This window comes from Parasphingorhabdus sp. (genome assembly GCF_036963705.1).
Taxonomy (GTDB): domain Bacteria; phylum Pseudomonadota; class Alphaproteobacteria; order Sphingomonadales; family Sphingomonadaceae; genus Parasphingorhabdus.
Window position 1 is genome coordinate 12,342 of the sequence record NZ_JBALUT010000011.1, and the last position, 24,884, is coordinate 37,225.

The window sequence follows — 24,884 nt, forward strand, 5'->3', positions numbered from 1 at the left end:
ATCTGGTTCATTGCCGTTCTCGGCTAATATTCTTCGGTGCTGCGGCCCCAGATAAACCAGCCGATGGCGAGGCCAATTGCAAAAGTAATCAGAAGGAGCAACAGATTTTCAAGCAAAAGTGGCATGGTTCATTCTCCCTGTTGCGCTTTGGCACCATTTTTTGGTGCACCATTCGCAGATCCGATCCGGAATTCTATCCGCCGGTTCTGCGCATCAGCCGCGGCATCGTTACCCTTTGCGCGCGGGCGAGTTGAGCCATAGCCGGTTGCGGTAATCAGGTCTGCGGGAATCCCGCGGTCGACCAGACCGGCCTTGATCCGGTCGGCCCGCTCTTGCGACATGACCTTGTTGACAGCTTTGTCGCCATTGTCGTCGGTATGGCCTTCCACCGCTATCGACAGTCCATCGCATGGCTTCAGAGCCGTTGCGAGTATGTCCAGAATTTGATTGGAGTCGGGTGACACATAAGCGCTGCCGGAGCGAAAGCTGATTTTTCTCGTTTCGATAATTTTGTCGACACCGTCCTGGCATTTGGCGATCTTGCCATCCGTGGCCGAATTTGCCGTTGCTGAACCGCTTTGGTCGGCTTCAGCTGGTGTGGCTTCTTTTTGGCCGAGCCAGCTTGCGCCGGAGATGCCGGGGATCGCTGCGACCACACCCAAGGCTTCCTGCTTCATATCGTCCGCCAGCTCGCCGTCCAGAATGGCGCTGCGGGAGAGAGGAGCGCGTCCAAGGGTTACAGTGGCATTATCCAGTCCCCGCGCGGCCAATTCGGTCCGCGCATTCTGTTCCAGACCGGAAATGAAGCTCTCGCCCGATAAAATATGGCCTACCAGCCCCAAGGCGACCGTTGCCGCCGCGCCGACCAAAATCTTGCCTCCAAATTCCATAGCTAACCTCAGTCCCTGTTTCGACCCAACACCATTTCTCAAAAATGATTGAGCAAAATGGCGGATAATGATGCGCGAGTCCAGTTAGGACACGCCACCACCCTGCGGCTTTCCCGTAGAAGCTGTGCCTATATGATACAAAAGGTTACCAAATTAGGTTAATTTCGATAACTATGTCGCGCAAACCTGTCGGCCTCCGTTTATTCAACCGCTGCTGCTATCCGCCAGATCGTTCAGTTTGCGGAATTCCTGACGCCAGTAATCGCCGCCATCGCCGCTGAGCAATCCGATATTCCGGAAATCATAGTCGCCGAGATATTTGTCCCCGCGCAGCTTCTGGCCAAAGGCGGCTACCGCGACAGCAAAAGCCATGTCCCCGCTTGGGCGGCTTGCCGAACGCAGGTCTCGCGAGGCGATCGGCCGGGTGATCAGCCGTGATTTGTCGCCATCGGGCAATTTATAGCGCAACTTGACCTGCGCCATTTCGCCGTTGAAATCCGGTTGCCGTTCAACCACCCGGTTGGCGGGATAGCGCCGCTCGGGAAGCCAGCCGGACGCATTGGTCGGCATGACCTCGTAGAGCGCGGTTACCTGATGCCCGGCACCGATATCACCGGCGTCGATCTTGTCATTGGCAAAATCCTCTTCGGCCAGCAGGCGGTTTTCATAGCCGATCAGGCGATATTCCTTCACATGCGCCGGATTGAACTCGATCTGGATTTTGACATCCTTGGCGATGGTGAACAGGGTCGAGCTGAGTTCGGATCCCAGCACTTTGCGGGCCTCCATCGCGCTGTCGATATAGGCGTAATTGCCATTGCCAACATTGGCGATGCCCTCCATCAACTCGTCACGGATATTACCGCTGCCATAGCCGAGCATGGTCAGCGTCACGCCGCTTTCGCGCTGCTTGGCGACATATTTCTTGAGCTCGTCGGTATTCGATGTGCCGACATTGAAATCACCGTCGGTCGCCATGATGATCCGGTTAATCCCGCCATCGAGGAAATTGCCGCGAGCGGTTGAATAAGCCAGTTTGAGCGCGTCGCCGCCGGCGGTTGACCCGCTGGCGGAAAGGCAATCAACCGCCTGTTTGACATAGTCCTTGTTCGAGGTCGGCGCGAGCAACAGTCCGACCGTGCCCGAATAGACCACGATCGAAACCCGGTCGTCGCTGCGCAACTCATTGGCGAGCGCGGTCAGAGTCGATTTGACCAGCGGCAGCTTGTCCTGGCTGTTCATCGATCCGGACACGTCGACCAGAAAGACCAGATTGGCGCGGGGCCGTTCGTTGCTGTCGACATCATAGCCGCGCAGGCCGATTCTCAGCAGCCGGCTGCTATCATTCCACGGGGTTGTGGAAATGTCGGTGGAGACGCTGAACGGTGTGTCGCGATTTCGCGGCTTCGGATAATCATAGCGGAAATAATTGATCATCTCTTCGGTCCGCACAGCCGCTTCCGGCGGCAGGCGTCCTTCATTCAGGAACCGCCGGACATTGGAATAGCTGCCGGTATCGACGTCGACGGCAAAGGTGGAAACCGGTTCGTCGGCGACACGCTTGATGCTGGCGACATCCTTGCCGTCATAGCGTTCGCGATCCTGCGGCTGGGCTTGGGGATAAGGCAGCGGTCGGGGGTAGGGATAGGGTGCCATGCTGCGTTCGGCGGCCATCGCACCGCTGGCCACGGCCTTGCCGGTCGTCACGATTTGTGACGCGGGCGGCGGGGGCGGAGGTGGTGCCATAGAGGGTGAGGCGCGCAGCGCGCCGGTCCGCCGATTGGTGTAGCGGTCTTCGTTCACCCGCGAGAATATGCTGCAATTCACCGGATGGGGCGGAGCCGGACGGGCGATCGAACGCGCGTCGAGTGACGGTGTAGCCGATGTCAGCGCAAGGCCGGCAACCGCCAGCACCGAAAGGCTTTTTCCTGGAAAATTGAAATGCCGCATAGTTTCCCTCCATTGTTCCGACCCGATCGCAAAGCTGACAGATCGTGCCTGACTGGAGAATGAACGCATGATATGTTGTTACATTCATTGCGATCCTGATATGACCGGAAAACGCGTGGCCAGGCTCTCAACAATGGGTCGCGGCATTGCCCTTCAAACCGAAATGGATAGAATGATTTACATTCCTTATCCATCGGATAAGATACGATTTTTAGGGGGGAACTGTTGTGACCGCAAAGAAGATGACACAAAGATATTCTGGCCGGCTGGCGATCGCACTATTGGCGGGCGCTTTCGCTGCCCAGCCTGTGCTGGCGCAGGACGGTGCCGCGTTGACGCCGCATCAGCAACTGGCGCGGGATATTTACCGCGATGTGATTGCTTTCCGGACAGCGCGCGGTCAGGAACAGGTTCCGGCGATGGTCTCCTATCTTGTCGACCGCTTCAAGAAGGCGGGGTTCAGCGACGATGATATTCAAGTCACCGATTATGACAGCGACGGCGAAAAAACCCAGGGGCTGATGGTTACATATCGCGCAAAAGCGGGCAGCACGGACAAACCGATTGTTCTGCTGGGTCATATGGACGTGGTTGACGCGCTGGCCAAGGACTGGGTGCGCCCGCCCTTCACTTTGACCGAAGAGGACGGCTATTTCTTTGGCCGCGCCACGATGGACAATAAATATGGCATCACAAATCTGACATCGACCTTCCTGCGGCTCAAGGCAGAGGGCTGGCAGCCGTCGCGCGATCTGGTTCTGGTTTTTTCCGGTGACGAGGAAACCGGTATGATCTCGACCGAGGCGCAGGCGAAATATGTGGCGGAAAATATCGATCCGGCCTTCATCCTGAACAGCGATGCCGGCGGGATCGCGCTGGCGGAAGATGGAACGCCGGTCGCGTTTCAGGTGCAGTCTGCGGAGAAGACCTACGCCACCTACGAGCTGACCGTGAATAACCCCGGTGGTCATTCATCCCGCCCGCGCCCCGACAATGCGATCTACGAACTGGCCGAGGCATTGGGCAAAATCGCCGCCTATAAATTTCCGGTGCAGGCGACGGAACTGACCAGAAGCTATTTTGCCACAGCCGGCAAACTGACGCCGGGCGAGATGGGGCAGGCGATGCTGCGCTTTGCCGAAGACCCGACTGACAGTTCGGCGATCGCAACCCTACAAGCCAATCCGGAAACCGTCGGCACGCTCGGTACAACCTGTGTCGCGACCATGTTGCAGGCCGGTCACGCGGAAAATGCCCTGCCGCAATCCGCGACGGCAACCGTCAATTGCCGGATATTCCCCGGAGTGGGGGCTGCTGCAACAGAGGCGAAGCTGAAAGACATCATCGGCAATGACAATGTCAGCTTCAAGCTGATCACCGACGTCACCGAAAGTCCCGAATCCAAACTCCGCGACGATGTCAAAGCGGCGATCCGGTACAGTATCGACAAGCGCTATCCGGGTCTGCCGATCCTGCCCTATATGGAGTCGGGCGGAACCGACGGCATGCATTACCGCGCGCTTGGCTATGACACGGTGGCGCTCTCGGGTGCCGCGATGAAAGCCTCCGACATGTTCGCCCACGGCTTGAACGAACGCTTGCCGGTCGCGTCTTTCTATGGCGGACTGGATCACTGGTACTGGATTCTGAAAAAACTGGCGGAATAAGCGCGGGTCTCGGACGAATATGCTTTCTCCCTCGACGCAGATTCTGTTGCGTCGGCCTATTTTGCAAAAAGGCTTGGTATGAAAATCTGTAACTCCCGAATTTCCCGTCTGTTTGGCGGATTGTCAGCCGGGGTGCTGCTGGCAATGGCCAGCACGCCAGCCGCTGCTCAGGATAGTTCCGAACGGCAATGGTCTTATAAGGACTGGCATGCCGAATATAAGGATGGCCATTGCGCGATCTCGACTGGCGGCGACGGGTCGGGCTGGCTCCGCATCGAATTTGAAAAGGGCGGACTCAACAGCTCTGCCAGTTATTTGCCGATTGTTTACAGCCGCGAACCTTTGCCGCTGCGGGAGGATGACAAATTCGCGCTGATCATCGACAACAGCCTGGTGGGCGTCGGCGAGGAAATGTCTTATTACGACGGCCCGGACGCTTATGGCCGCTTCATGGTCGGTGCGTCGCTGACCGGTGGTTTTGTCCCCGATCTGATCACCAAAATGCGCAAGGGCGATAATCTATCGGTGCGGGTCGAGCATAGCGGGGAGGTGAACGTGATCATCGACGATTTCTCGCTATCCGGCTTTACCGCCACCTATCTTAAGATCGCCCAATGGTGTGATTTCGATCCGGATGATCTGTTTCGGTCCTGAGGGATCGGGTCATCGCCCGGGTCACGATTATTTTGGTCGCACCGATTTAGGCCGTTGAACAAAACAAGAACATAGCCTATTATATGGCTATGTCAAAAATCTCTAGATCAGAAAAGCTGGCGATTCTCGCGGACGCTGCCAAATATGATGCGTCTTGCGCGTCGAGCGGATCGGTCAAGCGCAATTCTGCCAAATCCGGAGGCATTGGCTCCACGGGCGGGATGGGCATCTGCCACAGCTATGCGCCGGACGGGCGCTGTATTTCGCTGCTGAAAATCCTGATGACCAACTATTGCATGTTCGACTGTCTCTATTGCATCAACCGCTCGTCGAGCAATGTGCGCCGCGCGGCTTTTACGGTGCAGGAGATCGTCGACCTGACGCTGGATTTCTACAAGCGCAATTATATCGAGGGGCTGTTCCTGTCCTCCGGCATCATCCGCAGTCCCGATTATACGATGGAGCAGCTGGTCGAAGTGGCGCGCCGCCTGCGGGTCGTCCATCGTTTCGGTGGTTATATCCATTTGAAAACCATTCCGGAGGCTGATCCCGAACTTCTGAAACAGGCCGGGCAATATGCCGACCGTCTGTCGATTAATATCGAACTGCCCGACGATGAGTCGATCGCGCGGCTGGCACCCGAAAAAGACGGCAAGCTGATCCGCCAGACCATGGACAATCTCGGCAAGCGGGTGCGCGAAGCGAAGGCGGAGCGCAAGACCTCTCGCAAGGCGCCGCTGTTCGCACCGGGCGGGCACAGCACCCAGATGACAATCGGTGCCGACGCGTCCGACGACGCCAAGATCCTGACCACCAGCAATGGGCTTTATGACAGCTATGGTCTGAAGCGGGTTTATTATTCCGCTTTCAGCCCGATCCCCGACGCCAGCAGCAATCTCCCGGCACAGGCTCCGCCATTGTTGCGCGAACACCGCTTGTATCAGGCCGACTGGCTGCTGCGCTTCTACGGCTTTTCCGTCGCAGAAATCATGCAGGGCGGTAGCGCGGGGCAACTCGACCTTAACATCGATCCGAAGCTCGCCTGGGCTTTGCAAAACCGCGCGCGCTTTCCGGTCAATATCAACCTGGCCGATCAGGAAAGCCTGCTGCGCATCCCGGGGCTGGGCGGCAAAGGCGTAGGCAAGATATTGCAAGCCCGCCGGTTCACCGCCTTGCGTCTCGCCGATCTCGAACGCATCTGCCAGTCGGTGAAGAAGATATTGCCGTTCATCACCACGATCGACTGGCATCCGGGCAAGCAACTGGATTCCCTGAATCTCTACGACCGGCTGAAACCGCCACCCGAACAGCTCAGCCTGTTTCCCGGCTGACGGTCATGACGATGATGCCAGATTTCAGAGGCGGCGATGCTCTCGCCAACAGTATCTACCGGATATCGCTCTCCAGCGAAGTCGATCTGGAAGGCTGGCGCGACCATGCGCGACGGTTATTGCAAGCAGGTATCGCGCCGGAACAGGTGATCTGGACGGTCGAAGGGCGTGGCACTGGCGGCGAACTGGATCTGTCGCCACCCGCCGCCTTGCCGGAGAAAAGCAGCGATCAAATTGCGCGCCAAGTCCGCATTTCAAAGACTTTGCTCTCGCTGATCAACACCGGGCTGCTGCACAGCAATGAAGATCGTTTCGATCTAGCCTATCGCCTCCTCTACCGTTCGCAATCGGTGCCCGCTCTGCACCGCAACCCCGCCGATGCCGACGTCCTGAAACTCAACCGCTACGCCAAGGCAATCCGGCGCGACATTCACAAGATGCACGCCTTTGTCCGCTTCCGCAAAATCGGCGCGTCAGAGGGCCGCGAGCAATTTGTCGCGTGGTTCGAACCGGACCATCATATCACCGAAGCGGTAGCGCCCTTTTTCCGCAACCGCTTCACCGGCATGGACTGGCTGATCGTCACGCCCCGCGCGAGCATTGCATGGGATGGGCAGAAGCTCTCGGTCGGTCCCGGTGGCTGCAAGGAGGACGTGCCGCAGGAAGATGTTGTCGAGGCAGAGTGGCGGACCTATTATGCCAATATCTTCAACCCCGCCCGGGTCAAGATCAACGCGATGAAATCCGAAATGCCGATGAAATACTGGAAAAACCTGCCCGAAGCGGAACTGATCCCGTCGCTGCTGGAGCAGGCCGGTGCGCGGGTCAAGGCGATGGTGGCGCACACGCCCGACGATATGCTATTTGACCCGAGAATGGATGAAACGGTCGCAAATCTGCCAACCTCGCTGGATCAGCTCTATGCGCTGCTGGAACAGCAACCCGACGCGCCGAAAGACAAATTCTCCGACCGATTGATCCGCGGCATCGGCCCGGACCATGCCGATATCATGATTATCGGCGAGCAGCCCGGCGATCAGGAGGACAGGGAGGGCAGGCCTTTTGTCGGACCGGCAGGCCAGTTGCTCGATCGGGCATTCGCAGAGGCGCATATTGATAGGCAACAGACCTTCCTCACCAACGCCGTCAAGCGCTTCAAATATACGCAGCGCGGCAAAAGGCGTATCCATGAAACGCCCAATGTCGGCGAAATCAACTATTATCGCTGGTGGGTCGAACAGGAGATCCGGCTGGTCGATCCGAAGTTGGTCGTCGCGCTCGGGGCAACCGCCGCCCGCAGCCTGACCGGCAAGCCGGTAAAAATTGCCCGCCACCGCGGCGAGATATTGTCCGGCGCGGATGGCCGGTCGATCCTCATCACCGTCCACCCGTCCTATCTGCTCCGCATCCCCGACGAGCAGGGACGACAGGTCGAATATGCGAAATTCGTTCGTGATCTGGAAGCAGCAGCGGCTTTCGCAAGGCAGGGCCGGGCACCATGATGATGCCCGGCACCCTTGCCTAGAAACCGAAGCCCAGCGAAAAGCCGATAGCCGTCTCTGCAAGCCGGATATTCGCCTCGCCGCCACCAAAGGGTGCCGGGATCGATCCGGAGCCGTTGACCGTCTGGCGCGGCGCGCGCATTGCGTAACCGGTGATCTCTAGATTGTCGGATGCCTTGATCGTCGCGCCCAATGTATAATGATCGCGGACCACGCCCGGCGCCAAAATATTGAGCAATGTCTCCGACTGCGGGACCGGGTTGTCGGAGCGGCCATAGCCTGCGCGCAGGGTCAGCTTGTCGCTGGCCTGATAGACTGCGCCGACTTTCCACACGTCGATATCGTCCCAGCCGAAGCCGGGACCGTTATCCGCGCCAAAGGGGACGCCCTGAAGCAAAGACGCAATCGGGTTGCCTACCGAGTTCACGCCCGAATATTCGATATGCTTGAAATCCACACCCAATGTCAGCTTCGGCGTCGCGTCGACCGAAACGCCCGCGCCCCAGGATGCGGGCATGTTGAAGCCGCCCTGTTCCGCGAACAATCCGGCATAGCGGTCGAACTCGGTGGTCCAGACTTTCGACTGGTAGAAAGCGCCGACGCGGACATCATCGCCAAAGCTGCCGAGATAGCCGACGCGGAAGCCCGCGCCAAAGGCCCAGTCTTCACCGCGGTTGGTGAAATTCGCCGGATCCTGTGAATTGGCGGCGAACGGCTGGATGCCTTCTACCTCAAAGCTTTGCACGACGAAATGCGGCGAAAGTCCGAGGCTCTGCCCTTCGGCAATTTCCACCGCAATGGTCGGTGCGATCGAGATCTGCCGCAGGTTCACGCCTGCCGCGCCGGTGGCGCCGAAACTGGCGAAAGGGTTGGTCTCGTAATCGGTGTTCATGCCGCCATTGCCGTTGACTGCGATACCGATCGACACCGTGTCGGACAAAGGCCGGACATACGCGAATTCGGGCAGGATGAAGGGGTTGGCGCCATTGCCGGAATAAGTACCGTCGAGCCCCGCCTGATTGCCGACAATCTCTGCCCCGCGATCGGGGATGAAGACTTCGAAACCGACATCCAGCCGATGCTCGATGACGGTCGCGGAAGCCGGGTTGCTGGCAATCGAGAAAGCATCCTGAGGCATTGCAATAGCCACGCCACCTGCGCCCTTGGCCTTGGCACCGACACCGTTGAGGAAGTAGCCGTCCGTCGCCTGGGCCGTGCCCGGCATGCAAAGCGCCGCGCCTGCGAGCAGGATAGTGGCCAGCGAACGGATCTGGCGATTGGCGGCAGGGGCAGTGAAACGGGACATGACTATATTACTTTCTTTTGGTGCATCGGCGGAACGGGAGAGGGTGTTTGCCGGAGCGCGTCACTAGCGATCCCGACCCGCGCGCAGCATGTAAGCATTGGTTGCCGGTGGCGTAGTTAAACTTGGCGTGATTGGGCCTGCCGGCAGATGGCCCTTGCGGTTGACCGCTGGACCGCTAGTTTCGACTTTCAATGCCAATATCCACGACCGAAGAGAAAAGGCCTCCAATATGTTCGCGATAATGAAAGCCGCCACTTCCGCATGCCTGCTGCTTGCCACGCTCACAGTCTCGATCACGAGCGCGAGCGCTAGTGACAAACCCATTCTCGACGCCGTCGACGCCAATGGCGCGGAGCAGCTGCAGTTGCTTGAAGAGACGGTCAACCAGAATTCCGGGTCGCTCAATGCCGCAGGGGTCCGCAAGGTCGGCGAAATCTACCGGCGCGAACTGGAGGATATCGGCTTTGCGGTGCGCTGGATCGACATGCCGCAATCGATGGGCCGTGGCGGTCATCTGGTCGCCGAACGGGATTTTGGCGAGGGTCCGAACCTCCTGCTGATCGGCCATCTCGACACGGTGTTCGAACCGGACAGTCCTTTCCAGCGCTTCGAGCGCGATGGCGACAAGCTGCGCGGCCCGGGCATCGCGGACATGAAGGGCGGCAATGCAGTGGTCATCTATGCTATGCGGGCGCTGATCGAGGCGGATGCAATCAAGGGCGGCAAGGTGACGATATTCTTCACCGGTGACGAGGAAAGTACCGGCACCCCGCTCGCCTATGCCCGCAAGGATCTGATCGCGGCCGGCAAAGCCGCCGACTATGCGCTTAACTTCGAAGGAGGCAGCCCTGAATGGGGAGTGATTGGCCGGCGCGGTTCCTCCAAATGGAAGCTCGAGGTGACCGGAAAGCGCGCCCATTCCTCGGGAATTTTCAGCGACGATAGCGGCGCCGGTGCCGCTTTCGAAATGGCGCGCATCCTGAACCGCTTTTACGGCGAGGTCCGCGGACCGCTCGGATTGACCTTCAATCCCGGCATGGTCGCCGCAGGGTCGGCGATCGACCCGGTCGGCAGCGCCGGAGCAGTGACGGTCAGCGGCAAGGATAATGTAATCGCCGAAACCGCCATTGCTTCAGGCGGTCTGCGCTTCATGAACGAAGCGCAATTGCGCGCCGCAGAAGCGCTGATGCAAGGCATCGTCGAGGACAGCCTGCCGCACACGCAGGCGACCATCACCTTCGAAGATAGATATCCCGCGATGGAGCTGACCGAGGCGAATGAAGCATTGCTCGAACGCCTCAACGCGGTGCACGCGCGGCTAGGCCTCGAACCCGCGAAATCCTTCCCGCCGGAAGGACGCGGCGCGGCGGACATCAGCTTCGTAGCGCCCTATGTCGCCAGTATGGACGGACTGGGCGTCGCCGGCACCGGCTCGCACACCGTCGAGGAGGAAATGGAGCTCGGCAGCCTGCAACAAGCCACGCACCGCACCGCCTTGCTGGTGGCGGATTTGCTGGCGAGTGATCTGATAAAGTGATGGTTCCCCGCTCCCTCGCTGGAGAAGGTGAAAACCGCTGTCCTACATCCGACCCGATCGCTTAATATCACAACCGCTCCGCACCATGCGCGGGACGGGCTCTTTGACAATCTGGATATGATCGCGGCGCTGGCAGCGGGGTGCGTGTTCCTATCGGACCGGTTTTGGCGGCAATCTGGAAGGTTACACTCGGTGACCGGTTGTTTTCCCAAAAATGCTGGAATTTTGCGGTCTGGGGGCAAAGATTACAGAAAATAAAAGCGGATGTTTGTGTAAAGTTCACGGCGCGACGCAAAATGGTCAAGCTCGCACGAAGACACTAAGCCACAAAGCGCAATCTCTTAGCGCCTTCGTGTCTTCGTGCGAGTCCCATAACCATGTTCCCCGACAAACGGGCAGGTGAGAACCGCTCCTTGGCCCCAACTTTGACAAACTTTGGGGTTCAAACGCGTCGCGAAAAACTAGTTCCCCGCCTCCCGGGCAACCTCGCGCCAGCCGATGTCGCGGCGGCAAAAGCCGCTCTCGAAATCGATCTGGTCGACCGCAGCATAAGCCTTGGCCTGCGCTTCGGTGGCGCTGTCGCCCAGCGCGGTGACGTTGAGCACGCGGCCGCCGCTGGCGACCAGTGCGCCGTCTTGCTCGGTGGTACCAGCGTGGAATATCTTGGCGCCCTCGCGTTCGGCTCGCGCCAGATTCTGGATCTTGCCGCCTTTCTCCGGTGTCGCGGGATAGCCCTTGGCGGCCATAACCACGGTCAGCGCGGTTTCGGGCGCAAAGATCGGGGCGCTGGTCTGGGCGAGGTCGCCCTTGGCGGTGCGCATCAGCAGCTTGGCGAGATCGCTTTCCAGCCGCATCATCAGCACCTGGCATTCCGGATCACCGAAGCGGGCGTTATATTCGATCAGCTGCGGGCCCGTGTCGGTCAGCATCAGCCCGGCGAACAGGACGCCGCTATAGGGCGTGCCCTCGGCGGCCAATGTGTCGACGGTTGGCTGGATGATCTCGTCCATCACCTGCTGTTGCAGGGCGGCGGTGAGGACAGGGGCGGGGCTATAGGCACCCATGCCGCCGGTGTTCGGGCCAGTATCGCCTTCGCCGACCCGCTTGTGATCCTGCGCGGTGCCGAAGGGGACGACCGACTTGCCGTCGGTGATCGCGAAGAAACTGGCTTCTTCGCCGGTCAGAAATTCCTCGATCACCACTTCCGCGCCGGCCGCGCCAAAGCCGCCGCCGAACATGTCGGTGATCGCGGCCTCGGCTTCGTCGCGGGTCTCGGCGATGATCACGCCCTTGCCGGCGGCCAGGCCATCGGCCTTGATCACGACGGGAATGGAGAAGCCGTCGAGTGCCTTGAGCGCGTCGGCGGAATTGGTGGTCCGGACATAGCCGGCGGTCGGGATATTGGCGCGGCTGCACAGGTCCTTGGTGAAGCCCTTCGAGCCCTCGAGCTGGGCCGCTGCCTTGTCGGGACCGAACACCGCTATGTCGGCGGCGCGCAGGCTGTTGCCAAGCCCGTCGACCAGTGGCGCTTCGGGGCCGACGACGACGAGATCGATGCGCTTGCCCTGGCAGAAGCGGACGACCGCGTCATGCTCGGCGATGTCCAGCTGGACCAGTTCGGCATGTTGCGCGATGCCGGGATTTCCCGGGGTCGCGTAGAATTTCTCGAGAGAAGGGGATTGCGCCAGCTTCCAGGCCAAGGCATGTTCGCGGCCACCGGAGCCAATCAACAGGATATTCATGGACGATTCCCTCTCATTAGACGCGAAGCTCCTAGCCGAGAGCGGGCAGGGTGACAACGCCCCGCCTTTGTCGGTTTCGGAAATATCCGGAGCGCTCAAGCGGGTGGTCGAGGATCGCTTCGGCTATGTCCGGATCAAGGGCGAGATATCGGGCTTCAAACGCGCGGCCTCCGGGCATGTCTATCTGGCGCTGAAGGACGACAAGGCGGTGATCGACGGGGTGATGTGGAAGGGCAATGCCGGGCGGCTGCCCTTCCAGCCAGAGGATGGCGTCGAGGTTGTGGTCTCGGGCAAGCTTACCACCTATCCCGGCCGCTCCAAATATCAGGTCGTGATCGACAAGATGGAACTGGCGGGCGAGGGGGCGCTGATGGCGCTGTTCGAGAAGCTCAAGGCCAAGCTGCTCGCCGAGGGTCTGTTCGATCAGGATCGCAAGAAAGCAATCCCGTTCCTGCCGAAAACCATCGGCGTGGTCACATCGCCAACCGGTTCGGTGATCCGCGATATATTGCACAGGCTCGCCGACCGCTGCCCCAGCCATGTGATTGTCTGGCCGGTGCTGGTGCAGGGCGAGGGTGCGGCGAAACAGATATCCCACGCCATTCGTGGCTTCTCCGACATGGCGCCGGATGGTCCGGTCGCCCGGCCCGATCTGGTCATCATCGCACGCGGCGGGGGTTCGATCGAGGATCTGTGGAGCTTCAACGAAGAGATTGTGGTCCGGGCTGTCGCGGATTGCGCGATCCCGATCATCTCCGCCGTGGGGCACGAGACCGATACCACGCTCTGCGATTTCGCCGCCGACCTGCGCGCACCGACGCCGACCGCTGCTGCCGAGATGGCGGTGCCGGTCCGGGCGGAATGGCTTGCTACCTTGTCGGAAAGCAAGGCGCGCATGGCGCGCAGCGTGCAGCGCAGTCTGAACACCGCTCAGGAACGGCTGGAGGCGCAGCGCCGTCTGATGCCCGCATTGACCGACTTGCTCCGCCCCCATCAGCAGCGGGTGGATGAAGTCTCCGAGCGGATGAAATATGGCATGAGCCAGAATATCGCTCACGCCCGCAGCCGTTTTTCAGCCAGCGCCGGAGCGTTGCGGCCGTCTATATTGCAGCAGCGGCTGGCGCGGTCGCAGGAACGGTTCAAACGGCTCGACTTGCCGGTCAGTCTGGTACAGCGTCCTTTGGACAGCGCGCGCCAGCGACTGGATGCGCTGTGGCGGCTGGCGGAACAAGTCTCCCCCGATGGCCCACTGAAAAGAGGCTATGCACGGGTATCGGGACCAGACGGCGGTCTGATCGCCAATCGTGCGGCTGCGCTCAAGGCCGGCCATCTCGACCTGCATTTCCAGGACGGGACCGTCGGTGCCAGCGTGACCGATGCCGCTCCAGCCAAGCCGAAACCCGCCCAAGCATCGGCCAGCCGAGTCAAAAAACCGTCGGATGACAGGCAGAAGGATTTATTCTAGTGGAATTTGCGTTAGGATTGGCCAGCTTCGGTAATCATGACCGTAAATCGCAGGTAAAGGATTCAGGGAGTAAGAACGTCCTATGTTAATGTCTAATCGCAACAAGGTGGCAAAGCTGCATTATATGCCCAATGGCTTCCGGCCGATGTCTGCGGGGGACCATGTCCTGTGCGCGGTCACCGGAGAAGCCATTCCGCTCGACGAACTCCGCTACTGGAGTGTCGAAAAGCAGGAGCCTTATGCAAGTGCACAGATTTCGGCTCGCGCCCATCTACCGGAAAGTGAACAGTGAGCGGACGGTTTAAAACCACGCTCTGCGCTTTGACGATCGCGGCGGTCGCCGTTCCTGCAGCCGTCGTATATGCCGAAGCCGATGATACCGAACAGTCCGCGTTTCGCGAGGCGATGAAATTCGGCTTTAGCGGAGAAGCCATCCAGGGCGGTGTGATGATCGGTGACGCGCCTGCGGGAACTGCCAGCCTTTCTTTCGACGGCGACCCCGTTCCGGTTGATGAAGATGGTAAGTTCATTATCGCATTCAACCGCGATGCCGGACAGGCGGCGCAACTGGTCGCGACGCTGGACAATGGTCAAACAGTCCGGAAGTTCATCAATATTGCGCCACGCAAATGGCAGATCGAACATGTCAGCCTCAATCGCAGCGGTCGGACCGCCAGCGAGGCCTTCAAGCAACGCCGTGCACCGGAGCTGGCGCAAATCAATGCTGCGCGCAGCGTCAAGAGTGACAGTGCAGGATGGCGCCAGAACTTCATCTGGCCGGTCAAGGGTCGGATCTCCGGGATGTTCGGCAATCAACGCATCTATAATGGCTCGCCTGGTAGCTATCATAGCGGGATCGATATCGCCGCTGCCAATGGCACTTATTATGTAGCACCCGCCGACGGCGTGGTGACGCTGGCGGCGAGCAGTCCGTTTACGCTTGAGGGCAATTTGCTGATGATCGACCATGGCATGGGGCTCAACAGCGCTTTCCTGCACAGTTCTGAAATTTTGGTAAAGCCCGGGCAGATCGTAAAGCGTGGTGAACCTATCGGCCGTATCGGTTCAACCGGAAGCGCGACCGGACCGCATCTTCACTGGTCGATGAAGTGGAATCAGGCGAGGATCGACCCGATTCTATTGACCGGGTCGATGGATTAGCTCGGCAATCAGTTGACCACCCGCATGACTTTGAACCCCCGGCCATCATTCACCTTGGCCAGGTAGCTCCCGAGCGCGGCCCGTTTTATCACTATCGAATCACCAGCTTTTGGAGCTCGCATCGAACTGCGTGGAGAATCGGTCTGTTGCCAAACTGCTCCATCTTCAAGGCGCATAAGCCACTTGCCGCTTCGGATCTTCCTGGCGGACTGAACCGTACCATCAATCTCCGCGATTTCGTCACCTTCATCGCCATCGCCACCGAAAAGCTTGATTCTCGGCAGGGTCAGTCCAAACAGGCCGCGCCGGGCTTCGCGAACCTGTTCGCGATCGGCAATGACCACCTGGTTGGTTGATTGGGCGGTTTGCAGCGTCGTGACCTTTTCATCGTAGCAAGCCAGTCGTGCAGTAGGATCAGCCATATCCTTGCAAGCCAATAGATCGGTGTAGACAGTCGGCGGCGCGGTCAGCGCTTTTCTGCGATCAAGCTCCTGAGCAGCTGCCGGGGCACTTAGGCCTGCTGCCACAGTGATGGTTGCTGAAATCATGCCTGCGATGAACCATTTAGAACTAACCATGCTGAGCTTTCCCGTCGTTGGAATTCAAGTTTCTCCTCACATAAGCAATAGCGCCATCGGAGGCAATTCATTGTTAAGCGACTGAAGCATGTGGATCAAGGGACCGGTGTCACACCTACAAAACGCGCGATTATCGCCGATTTTTCGGCGGCTTGAACTGTGACAAAATAGTTACAATCTCTACAAAAACTGCCCTTTTCCCTGAACAGAAGCTTTACAGGTCACAAGCCTTGTTGCAATTGACCCCCAACTCGGTGGTCGAATCCGTGCGTTTGGGGCGCGCTGATTGCCATCGGTCAACAACCGGGGATCGGCCACAATGGTCAACCTCTCCAGAATAAGGGACTGGATTACATGAGAAAATATTCAAACCTGAAGGCATCCGTTGCACCTATGGTGCTCGGACTCGCTATGGTTTCTACGCCTGCATTCGCGCAGGACCAAGAAGCAGCCGAGGCGTCTGAAAGCGTAATTATTGTTACGGGTTCGCGCATCAGCAATCCTAACCTCGTACAATCTGCTCCAGTAAACGTAGTGGGCGAAGACGAAATTGATTTGCGTCAGGCTTCCAATGCTGAAGAACTGATCGGCGAACTGCCTGGTGTTTCTCCAGGTGTTAACGGCAGCGTGAATAACGGTAGTGCCGGTTTTGCAACGCTCAACCTGCGTAACCTCGGTTCGCGTCGTAACTTGGTTCTTCTGGACGGCACTCGCTTGGTTCCATCGAGCCTGAGCAGCCAGACCGATCTTAACATCATTCCAGTTGCTCTAGTTGAACGTGTAGACATCGTAACCGGCGGCGCTAGTTCGGTTTATGGTGCGGATGCTATCGCAGGTGTTGCCAACTTCGTAACGAAGCGCGACTTTGCTGGCGTTGACATGGGCTTTTCCATGGGCCTTGCTGAAGAAGGTGACGGACAGCGTTTCCGTACCGACGTAACAATCGGCGCGAATTTTGACGACGGACGCGGTAACGCAGTTCTGAGCGTTGGCTACCAGACGGTTGACTCGGTACTGCAAAGCGATCGTGCGATTTCGCAGGACGCTCTGTTCATCGAAGGCTCGAAGATCGGTTCCGGTACATCGACACCTACCCGCATCACCAGCGACCGTGATACATTCGCTAACCCGACGTCAAACGGCATGGGTGGATTTGATGCCAACCCAAACAATCCGCTGGCTGCTGCTGATCAGCGCGCTGACCGGACTGCAAACCAGAACAGCTTTGCAAATGACGTGTTTGTTCCAACATTCAACACGTTCAACTTCGCTCCGTTCAACTACTTCCAGACCCCGCTAGAACGCTTCAACGTGTTCGGTAAAGCGCGGTATGAAGTAACCGACAATATCGAAGTTTACACAAAAGCGATGTTCACGAAGAGCACCGTAAGCCTTCAGCTCGCTCCATCCGGCCTGTTTGGTGATACGTGGCAGTTCCCATTGAACAACCCGTTCATCAACGATGCTCAGCGTCAGCAGATCTGTGCTGGTCAGGGCTTTGTGCAAGAACCAAATCCAAACTATGTCGACGAAGCTACAACGCCTGGTGTTCCGCCAACGCGGGATAGCGGTGTTCGTAATGTTGATGCGGCAACTTGTACTGCAGCCGGTGCTGCTACCAACCCAGGCGACGCTGATTACCTGGAAGTTCCAGTAACGATCAATCGTCGTTTGGTTGAGCAAGGCAATCGTCAGACCGATTATGTCACAAACCAGTTCCAAATCTGGGGCGGTGTTCGTGGTTCGGTTACCGAAACCATCGATTTTGATGTTTACGGTAGCTATGGTCAGTCAGATCGTACCCAAACCAACCGTAACTGGGGTTTGAAATCGCGGGTACAACAGGCTCTTCGGGCCAATGATGCCAACACCTGCTCGGATACCAGCAACGGTTGTGTGCCGATCAATCTTTTCGGTCCTCAAGTTGGTACCAACGAAGGTCGTAACATCTCTGCTGAATCAGTAGCATTCTTCAACCAGCCAAGTGGCCAGACTGTCAAAACCTCGCTCGCTGTAGTGAATGCCAGCCTGTCCGGTGATCTCGGTACGGAAAGCTTCCTTTTTGCTGATACGCCAATCGGTTTTGCTGTCGGTGCTGAATATCGCAAGTATACGGCGGAACAGGCTTCCGACGTAGCCAGCGGCACTCAGGACGAAGTTTTGGGTACCGGCGCACCATCGCCTAGCTACCAAGGCGAATATGATGTTAAGGAAGTCTTCGGCGAATTGATCATTCCAATCGCTGAAAATATCCCTGGTATCTATAACCTGACCGTAGAAGCTGGTGTTCGTTACTCCGACTATTCCAACTCGGGCGGAAGCACGACTTGGAAAGCTGGTGGTACCTGGGAGCCAGTTGAAGGCTACAAGATCCGTGGTATCTATCAGCATGCGGTTCGTTCGCCTAACATCGGTGAATTGTTCGCTCCTGTTGTGACCGGTTTGACTGCATTGGCTGTTGATCCATGCGCAGGCGCTGGTGGCATTGGATTGTCCGCAATCTGTATCGCTCAAGGTGCGCCTGCTGCTTCGATTGGTTCCATCCCGGTACCATCGGCTTCGCAGATCAACGCTACTTCAGGCGGCAACCCGAACTTGGGCCCTGAAACGGCGAACAGCTACACCATCGGTGTTGTTTTGACGCCACCATCAGTACCTGGTCTGTCGATCACAGCGGATTATTATAACATCAAGGTTACGGGTGCTATTACGACCCCGACACCAGGTGATATTCTGGATCCATGCTTTGTAGACCGCGATCCAACGGCTTGTGCGTTGATTGTTCGTAACCCGCTCAACGGTTCGTTGAACGGTGGTGGTGATACTCCTGGTCTGTTGTTGCAGTTGACCAATCAGGGCACGATCGAAACCTCAGGTGTCGATTTGCGGGTTGCTTATCAGCTTCCTACCAGCTTCGGTAAAGTCGCATTTGACTTTGGCGGTAACTGGACCCGGGAACTGAAATTCCAGAGTAGCCCTGCTTCGATCAACCGCGAATGTGTCAGCTTCTACGGTGAAAACTGTGAGCCAATCACTCCAGAACTCACTTTTAACGCTCGTACGACCGTTAGCCTGGATGATACCGTTGATATCTCGTTGTTGTGGACTTGGATGGATGGCGTTTCGCTTGAACCACTCAGTGCTTCCTTCGGCGGTGCTTTGCCGGAATACAGCTCGATCAGCGCTTACAGCTACTTCGATCTGACAACCCGGTTTAGCGTTACGGATAACTTTGAGTTGACCGCTGGCGTACAAAACCTCCTCGACAAGAAACCACCTAACGTTTCTTCGTTCGTCGGTTCGAGCTCATATAACTCGGGTAACACCTACCCGACGACATATGATGCGATCGGTCGTCGTTACCAGGTTACAGGACGTCTGCGCTTCTAATTAGCAGACAGTTTAGTAATCAATCAGGAGCGGCGGGATATTTCCCGCCGCTCTTTTTTTGTATATATGGCTGGCACAGCTAGGGATGGTGGGCGGTACCAATGATCAATTTATCTGACTCCGACGATGTCATGAGGGGCTCCACGGCCTTGGCAGATGGCGGCAAGATGGATGAGGCGATTGGTCTTGTTCAATCGGCGATCAAAGAACAGCCCCATGACGGAAAGCTTTGGCACATATTGGGGACATTGCACCGGACGGATCAGAATTCCGCTGCCGCGTTGGCTGCACTGGAAAAAGCCCTGAGCTATCAACCGCAGAACGCCGTTCTTCATCACGCCATCGCAAGAGTGACCATGGAAGCGGGAATGCCAGCGGTAGAGAAATTTGACCAGGCCCGGCAATTTGCACCGAATGATGGTTCAATAATAATGGGTCGTAGTGCCGCACAAATGGCCTCGGGAAAATTCGATGAGGCAATTGCAGATCTTGAACTTATCCTGGCCAGCAATCCTCTATGGCTGGAGGGTCATGATCTGCTTTCACAAGCCCGTTGGATGTCCGGCGATAAAATAAGCTTTACGACATCCTTCACCCAGGCGCTCAAAACCAATCCGCAAAATGGATCGCTATGGGCGAAATGCCTGGATGCACTGTTGAAGGCAGATCGTTTCGCAGAAGCATCGGAAACGGTAGAACAGGCGAGAGCGGCGTTGGGAGACAGTCGCGGACTGACAATGTATGATGCAATCTGCGCATCTGAACTGGGTGAAACGAAAAGGGCTGACCAGCTATTCGCAGCTTTGGCGCCGATTACTGAGATTGCGCTCGCGGTGCGGCATATGCGGCACCTGTTTCGAACCGGTCATTTTGAGTTGGCTGCCCGTTTAGGGGAGTCGTTTGTTCACGATCCTGATGCCAATCAGATTTGGCCCTATCTCTCTTTGGCGTGGAGAGCGATCGGCGACGCCCGTTGGCAATGGCTGGATGATCAAGAAGGTCTTGTCCAAATCTATGACTTGGAAGATCAAATCGACATTGCCGCACTAGCAACAAGCCTAAGGTCGATCCATGTTGCAAAGGCGGATATGATTGGACAATCGGTTCGCGGTGGCAGCCAGACAGATGGCCCGCTTTTTGCGAGGATCGATCCGGAAATCCAGAAGCTAAAATCTGTCATTCGATCGACAGTGAAAGACCATATTGACGGCCTTCCTGCGTTGGACCCGACCCACCCGGTCTTGCGGCACCGGTCAAATTCTATTCGGTTTTCTGGCTCGTGGTCGGTGCGATTGACGGGTGCCGGCTTTCACACCAGCCACCTCCATCCGATGGGCTGGTTCAGCTCTGCATTCTATGTCAATTTGCCCAACGAAACAGAGATGGGGCCACCCCCTTCTGGCTGGTTGGCCTTGGGCGCACCGCCGCCAGAGCTTAATCTCGACCTGCCTGCTATCCGGCATATAGAACCCAAACCCGGCCGACTGATCATTTTTCCATCGATCATGTGGCACGGGACAGTGCCGTTTGAGGATGGCGAGAGATTGTCTGTAGCATTTGATGTAGCGACACCGTCGCCGATCGATAACTCAGTATAGCCGACCGGCTATCTAGATAAGTGGCGCTTTCAGATCGATGTCGATCCCGACAGCTTCGGCAACTTTTCCGGCCCAGAACGCAACTTTCTCTATCTCATCGGCATGGAGTGTCTCTGCGGATGATCGTTCCTCGTTGCGGCCGTCACGATCGAATTCCGTACCGTGTTTGGAATGACTGTTAAAGGCCGGGCCGTCTACCATATGGCTTATCTGCCGGTCATCCAGATCCAGTTGATAAAGCCGGGACATATTGGTCATGGCTACGTGCGGTTCGGCGAGCAAAGTTTCACTGTCTATCGTCTTTATTCGGTCAGCACCAAAACGGGCGATGAGCTTCTGGAATATCGATTGCTGGGCGAGCCACCCGGCTGCGGCAATCTGCAAATCGGTTTGGCGAAAGTGCTGATCGTCGTCGAAACCCAGATCGACAAGCCCCATTTTGCGCAATTCAGCGAATTGCTCCCTGGCCCAAAGTCTGCCTGTAATTTGTTTTCTCGCGATCGAGCCCAGAAACACCGGCAGGGGTGCATGGATCAGAAGAGCGCGGGAATTTGGCAACAGGTCCAGAAATTGTTCAGCCAAGCCGTTGACGATACAGGAGGGTTTGACGATGGTCGTCTCGGAAGGGTTGAACGGACGAGCCAGCAATTCCAGCAAGTTTCCGACAATCTCCCGCGCTTTGTGTTTGTCAGGTGCGCCAGAATAATATCCCGTGGCATCTTGCAGGATCACAGGTTCCTTCAGGCCCATGGAGATATTCTCGAGGTCGAAAGCACGTGCCAATAAGGTCGAGCAGCAAAATCCTGAGTGCAATATAAAATGAACCGGAATATCTGCACTCGTTGGCACTGCCACGTCTGTCCGGCTGATTATCTTGCGTTCGAGATTTGTCGGCAAATATTCATCCGAGATGAATGTGGCTGATTGGTGGACCTGCCTGGGCGCGTAGACGAAATGAACCATGTCCCCATCCGGTTGATATCGGTGGGCTAGCCAATCTGGATCAAGGGCAGTTTTGGTTTTGGGATCTGTAGAATGCACATGAGCAATTTGCACCGACTTGCCGAGCGAAGCAAGAAAAACGAGCCGATTTAATAGCCCATTGAAATCGGGAAAAGATTCAAATAGAAATAGTTTCGAGGATACGCGTTTTTGATCAAAGTCTGAACTGCGGTAAGGAGATTTCACGTGCGAGTAAAAGCTATAAGTCTGACATTGGCGTCCGTTGTATTTCTGGGAGCATCTAGTGTAGCCGCTAAAGATGCAAAAAGTGCGGATGAAACCGAAACCGTAAAAGAGCAGGACGATTCAAACGTCATCAAATGCGAACGGCAAGCGGTTACCGGGTCTCGCGCACGCAAGAAGCGTGTCTGCTTGACCGTAGCGGAATGGCGGGCTCGTCGCTCTGCAGGACAGCGTACAGCAGACGCACTTTTGCAGGACGCGTCTCGAGGCTTTCCGGAAGTCAACTAACAAGCAGTATTTGGCGCTTTGAAAGACGGCTTGCCGGTGCCTTAGCTGGCAACCGGCTCCATCTTCAACGCGCCATCGCCTTCATCAATATTGACCGTGCTGTTATCCGGCACGTCACCGCGCAGGATCAGGTCGGCGAGCGGGTCCTGAAGATATTTCTGGATCGCTCGCTTGAGCGGCCGTGCGCCGTAGACCGGATCATAGCCGACCCGCCCCAGCCAGCGCCTTGCGGCATCGGTCAGGTTCAGCTCAATCTTGCGGTCCTTGAGCAATTTCTGCACCCGCAGGACCTGGATATCGACGATCGGTGCCATATGCTCCTCGGCCAGCCGGTGGAACAGGATGATTTCGTCGAGCCGGTTGAGAAACTCGGGGCGGAAATGGGCGCGGACGACTTCCATCACCTGCGGTTCGACATCCTTGACCGTCTCGCCGTCCTTAAGGTTCGCCATATACTGGCTGCCGAGATTGGAGGTCAGGATGATCAATGTGTTGGAAAAATCCACCATGCGGCCCTGGCCGTCTGTCAGGCGACCATCGTCCAGTACCTGCAGCAGCACGTTGAACACATCACTATGCGCCTTTTCGACTTCGTCAAACAGGATCACTTGATAAGGGCGCCGGCGAACCGCTTCGGTCAATACGCCGCCTTCGTCATAGCCGACATAACCCGGAGGCGCGCCAATCAGGCGTGATACGCTATGCTTTTCCATGAATTCTGACATGTCGATGCGGACCATCGCCTGATCATCATCGAACAGGAACCCAGCGAGGGCCTTGGTCAGTTCGGTCTTGCCGACGCCGGTAGGGCCGAGGAACAGGAAGCTGCCCAGGGGCCGGTTCGGGTCCTGCAGGCCAGCGCGGCTGCGGCGCACGGCTGCGGAGACTGCCGAGATTGCGTCCTTCTGGCCGATCACCCGCTTGCCGATCAATTCTTCCATTGCCAACAGTTTCTCACGCTCGCCCTCGAGCATCTTGTCGACCGGGATGCCGGTCCATTTGGAAACCACGGCGGCGATATCTTCGGACACGACTTCCTCGCGCAGCATCGCTCCTTCGCTCGCTCCAGCAGCTTCTTCCAGCGCTTTCTCGAGATTGGGAATGGTGCCGTAGCTCAGCTCTCCGGCCTTGGCGAGATCGCCAGCCCGTTCGGCCTGCTCGAGTTCAAGCCGTGCATGATCAAGCTTTTCCTTGAGCTGCGCCTCGGCGTGGATCTTGTCTTTCTCGCCCTGCCAGCGCGTGGTTAGTTCAGCAGAATGCTGCTCGAGTTCGGACAGTTCTTTTTTAAGTGTTTCGAGACGTCCTTTGGACGCATCATCGCTTTCCTTGGAAAGCGCCTCGCGTTCGATCTTTAGCTGGATAATCCGGCGGTCGAGCGTTTCGATTTCTTCGGGTTTTGATTCGACTTCCATGCGGATGCGCGATGCAGCTTCGTCCATCAGATCGATAGCTTTGTCGGGCAGGAAGCGGTCTGAAATATAACGGTTCGACAGGGTAGCCGCGCTGACCAGAGCGCCATCGGTAATCCGGACGCCATGATGCAGTTCATATTTTTCCTTCAATCCGCGCAGGATCGAGATCGTGTCCTCGACGGTCGGTTCGCCGATGAAGACGGGCTGGAACCGGCGTTGCAGGGCAGCATCTTTTTCGACATATTTCTGATATTCGTTGAGCGTGGTCGCTCCGATACAGTGGAGTTCACCGCGTGCCAGAGCTGGCTTGAGCAGGTTAGAGGCATCCATCGACCCTTCCGAAGCGCCCGCGCCGATCAGAGTGTGCATCTCGTCAATGAACAGGATGATTTCGCCCTCGGCTCCTCGTACTTCGTCGAGCACGCTCTTCAGCCGCTCTTCAAATTCGCCGCGATATTTTGCACCGGCGATCAATGAGCCCATGTCGAGCGACATCAGACGGCGATCCTTCAGGCTGTCCGGCACATCGCCATTGGCTATGCGCAGCGCCATGCCTTCGGCGATAGCGGTTTTGCCGACGCCGGGCTCACCGATCAGCACCGGATTATTCTTGGTCCGCCGCGCCAAAATCTGGATTGTTCGGCGGATTTCCTCGTCGCGGCCGATCACCGGATCAAGCTTGCCGTCGCGCGCTGCCTGGGTCAGGTCGCGGGTGAATTTCTTCATCGCTTCATAGGCATTTTCGGCCGTAGCGCTATCTGCCGAGCGTCCGCCGCGCAAATCGTTGATTGCACTGTTCAGGGCGTCGGGGGTAACGCCGGAGGATTGCAGCGCCTTGCCAGCTGCACTCTCTTTTGAAAGCAAAAGTGCAAGCAGCAGCCGTTCGACCGTGACAAAACTGTCACCGGCTTTTTCGGCGATTTGCTCAGCCTGATCGAGTACACGAACCGCGTCGTTGTTCAGGCCCGGCGTTTGCTGGGCACCGCCACCGGATACCGCAGGAATCTTGGCCAGCACTGCATCAATTTCCTGATGCGCCTTTTTGGCATCGCCGCCCGCCTTGGTGATCAGTCCCGCTGCCATGCCCTGATCGTCTTCGAGCAGCGCCTTGGCGACGTGCGCGGCAGTGATCTGCTGGTGGTTCATCCGGATGGCAACGGTCTGTGCAGATTGCAAAAACCCTTTGGCGCGGTCGGTGAATTTCTCAAGGTTCATTGGTTCATCCTGT

General features: G+C 57.4%; 17 protein-coding genes. 10 read left to right on the forward strand and 7 right to left on the reverse strand.

All coding sequences use genetic code 11. The annotated features are described in order from the left end of the window. Nucleotides 1-128: 128 nt before the first annotated feature. Both V7680_RS04210 and V7680_RS04215 read right to left on the reverse strand, forming a co-directional pair. Nucleotides 129-890, reverse strand: coding sequence for an OmpA family protein (locus V7680_RS04210; RefSeq protein WP_335652044.1), 762 nt, complete (start codon nucleotides 888-890; stop codon nucleotides 129-131). A gap of 204 nt (nucleotides 891-1,094) precedes the next feature. Beyond that, a complete protein-coding gene (locus V7680_RS04215; protein WP_335652045.1) occupies nucleotides 1,095-2,840 on the reverse strand; it encodes a vWA domain-containing protein in 1,746 nt (581 codons plus the stop codon). Between the two features lie 227 nt (nucleotides 2,841-3,067). On the opposite strand from V7680_RS04215, the gene V7680_RS04220 reads away from it, so the two are divergent. From V7680_RS04220 to V7680_RS04235, 4 genes are all read left to right on the forward strand, one after another. Continuing rightward, the gene (locus V7680_RS04220; RefSeq protein WP_335652046.1) at nucleotides 3,068-4,507 is read left to right on the forward strand and encodes a M20/M25/M40 family metallo-hydrolase; all 1,440 of its coding nucleotides are present in this window, start codon (nucleotides 3,068-3,070) and stop codon (nucleotides 4,505-4,507) included. Nucleotides 4,508-4,585: 78 nt separating this feature from the next. Beyond that, nucleotides 4,586-5,161, forward strand: a complete 576-nt coding sequence (locus tag V7680_RS04225; RefSeq protein WP_335652047.1) for a hypothetical protein — start codon at nucleotides 4,586-4,588, stop codon at nucleotides 5,159-5,161. 89 nt (nucleotides 5,162-5,250) lie between these two features. Next, entirely contained in the window at nucleotides 5,251-6,492 is a 1,242-nt protein-coding gene (locus V7680_RS04230; RefSeq protein ID WP_335652086.1) for a putative DNA modification/repair radical SAM protein, read from the forward strand. Between the two features lie 5 nt (nucleotides 6,493-6,497). After that, the gene (locus V7680_RS04235; RefSeq protein WP_335652048.1) at nucleotides 6,498-7,994 is read left to right on the forward strand and encodes a UdgX family uracil-DNA binding protein; all 1,497 of its coding nucleotides are present in this window, start codon (nucleotides 6,498-6,500) and stop codon (nucleotides 7,992-7,994) included. A 19-nt stretch (nucleotides 7,995-8,013) separates the two neighbouring features. Here the strand turns inward: V7680_RS04235 and V7680_RS04240 are convergent, their stop codons facing one another. Next, on the reverse strand, nucleotides 8,014-9,300 hold the full coding sequence (locus V7680_RS04240; protein ID WP_335652049.1) for an OmpP1/FadL family transporter: 1,287 nt from the start codon (nucleotides 9,298-9,300) through the stop codon (nucleotides 8,014-8,016). A 229-nt stretch (nucleotides 9,301-9,529) separates the two neighbouring features. Here V7680_RS04240 and V7680_RS04245 point away from each other — a divergent pair, with 229 nt between their 5' ends. Further along, on the forward strand, nucleotides 9,530-10,837 hold the full coding sequence (locus V7680_RS04245; protein ID WP_335652050.1) for a M20/M25/M40 family metallo-hydrolase: 1,308 nt from the start codon (nucleotides 9,530-9,532) through the stop codon (nucleotides 10,835-10,837). Between the two features lie 461 nt (nucleotides 10,838-11,298). Here V7680_RS04245 and purD read toward each other — a convergent pair whose 3' ends face one another. Then, the gene (gene purD, locus V7680_RS04250) at nucleotides 11,299-12,579 is read right to left on the reverse strand and encodes a phosphoribosylamine--glycine ligase (protein ID WP_335652051.1); all 1,281 of its coding nucleotides are present in this window, start codon (nucleotides 12,577-12,579) and stop codon (nucleotides 11,299-11,301) included. Between purD and xseA the strand changes: the two genes are divergently transcribed. From xseA to V7680_RS04265, 3 genes are all read left to right on the forward strand, one after another. Beyond that, entirely contained in the window at nucleotides 12,578-14,044 is a 1,467-nt protein-coding gene (gene xseA, locus V7680_RS04255) for an exodeoxyribonuclease VII large subunit (RefSeq protein ID WP_335652052.1), read from the forward strand. The two genes, purD and xseA, sit on opposite strands and share 2 nt — an antisense overlap. Nucleotides 14,045-14,126: 82 nt before the next feature. Continuing rightward, entirely contained in the window at nucleotides 14,127-14,336 is a 210-nt protein-coding gene (locus V7680_RS04260; RefSeq protein WP_335652053.1) for a DUF2093 domain-containing protein, read from the forward strand. Further along, nucleotides 14,333-15,205 carry a M23 family metallopeptidase gene (locus V7680_RS04265; RefSeq protein ID WP_335652054.1) on the forward strand — a complete coding sequence of 291 codons (873 nt, stop codon included), beginning with the start codon at nucleotides 14,333-14,335 and terminating at the stop codon, nucleotides 15,203-15,205. Before V7680_RS04260 ends, V7680_RS04265 begins: the two co-directional genes overlap by 4 nt. Before the next feature lie 8 nt (nucleotides 15,206-15,213). Here the strand turns inward: V7680_RS04265 and V7680_RS04270 are convergent, their stop codons facing one another. Beyond that, nucleotides 15,214-15,783 (reverse strand): hypothetical protein, encoded by a 570-nt coding sequence (locus V7680_RS04270; RefSeq protein WP_335652055.1) that lies wholly within the window; start codon nucleotides 15,781-15,783, stop codon nucleotides 15,214-15,216. A 354-nt stretch (nucleotides 15,784-16,137) separates the two neighbouring features. On the opposite strand from V7680_RS04270, the gene V7680_RS04275 reads away from it, so the two are divergent. Together V7680_RS04275 and V7680_RS04280 are read left to right on the forward strand one after the other, a co-directional pair. Beyond that, entirely contained in the window at nucleotides 16,138-19,173 is a 3,036-nt protein-coding gene (locus V7680_RS04275) for a TonB-dependent receptor domain-containing protein (protein WP_335652056.1), read from the forward strand. Between the two features lie 101 nt (nucleotides 19,174-19,274). After that, entirely contained in the window at nucleotides 19,275-20,771 is a 1,497-nt protein-coding gene (locus V7680_RS04280) for a 2OG-Fe(II) oxygenase family protein (RefSeq protein WP_335652057.1), read from the forward strand. Between the two features lie 12 nt (nucleotides 20,772-20,783). Here the strand turns inward: V7680_RS04280 and V7680_RS04285 are convergent, their stop codons facing one another. Both V7680_RS04285 and clpB read right to left on the reverse strand, forming a co-directional pair. Further along, entirely contained in the window at nucleotides 20,784-21,734 is a 951-nt protein-coding gene (locus V7680_RS04285) for a hypothetical protein (protein WP_335652058.1), read from the reverse strand. Between the two features lie 551 nt (nucleotides 21,735-22,285). Further along, a complete protein-coding gene (gene clpB, locus V7680_RS04290) occupies nucleotides 22,286-24,871 on the reverse strand; it encodes an ATP-dependent chaperone ClpB (protein ID WP_335652059.1) in 2,586 nt (861 codons plus the stop codon). Nucleotides 24,872-24,884 lie beyond the last annotated feature (13 nt).

Bases quoted from the DNA above. Each gene is read 5' to 3' on its own strand.
- V7680_RS04210 (WP_335652044.1), bottom strand. From the start codon at position 890: ATGGAATTTGGAGGCAAGATTTTGGTCGGCGCGGCGGCAACGGTCGCC.
- V7680_RS04215 (WP_335652045.1), bottom strand. From the start codon at position 2,840: ATGCGGCATTTCAATTTTCCAGGAAAAAGCCTTTCGGTGCTGGCGGTT.
- V7680_RS04225 (WP_335652047.1), top strand. From the start codon at position 4,586: ATGAAAATCTGTAACTCCCGAATTTCCCGTCTGTTTGGCGGATTGTCA.
- V7680_RS04230 (WP_335652086.1), top strand. From the start codon at position 5,251: ATGTCAAAAATCTCTAGATCAGAAAAGCTGGCGATTCTCGCGGACGCT.
- V7680_RS04235 (WP_335652048.1), top strand. From the start codon at position 6,498: ATGACGATGATGCCAGATTTCAGAGGCGGCGATGCTCTCGCCAACAGT.
- V7680_RS04240 (WP_335652049.1), bottom strand. From the start codon at position 9,300: ATGTCCCGTTTCACTGCCCCTGCCGCCAATCGCCAGATCCGTTCGCTG.
- V7680_RS04245 (WP_335652050.1), top strand. From the start codon at position 9,530: ATGTTCGCGATAATGAAAGCCGCCACTTCCGCATGCCTGCTGCTTGCC.
- xseA (WP_335652052.1), top strand. From the start codon at position 12,578: ATGGACGATTCCCTCTCATTAGACGCGAAGCTCCTAGCCGAGAGCGGG.
- purD (WP_335652051.1), bottom strand. From the start codon at position 12,579: ATGAATATCCTGTTGATTGGCTCCGGTGGCCGCGAACATGCCTTGGCC.
- V7680_RS04260 (WP_335652053.1), top strand. From the start codon at position 14,127: ATGTTAATGTCTAATCGCAACAAGGTGGCAAAGCTGCATTATATGCCC.
- V7680_RS04270 (WP_335652055.1), bottom strand. From the start codon at position 15,783: ATGGTTAGTTCTAAATGGTTCATCGCAGGCATGATTTCAGCAACCATC.
- V7680_RS04275 (WP_335652056.1), top strand. From the start codon at position 16,138: ATGAGAAAATATTCAAACCTGAAGGCATCCGTTGCACCTATGGTGCTC.
- V7680_RS04280 (WP_335652057.1), top strand. From the start codon at position 19,275: ATGATCAATTTATCTGACTCCGACGATGTCATGAGGGGCTCCACGGCC.
- V7680_RS04285 (WP_335652058.1), bottom strand. From the start codon at position 21,734: ATGGTTCATTTCGTCTACGCGCCCAGGCAGGTCCACCAATCAGCCACA.
- clpB (WP_335652059.1), bottom strand. From the start codon at position 24,871: ATGAACCTTGAGAAATTCACCGACCGCGCCAAAGGGTTTTTGCAATCT.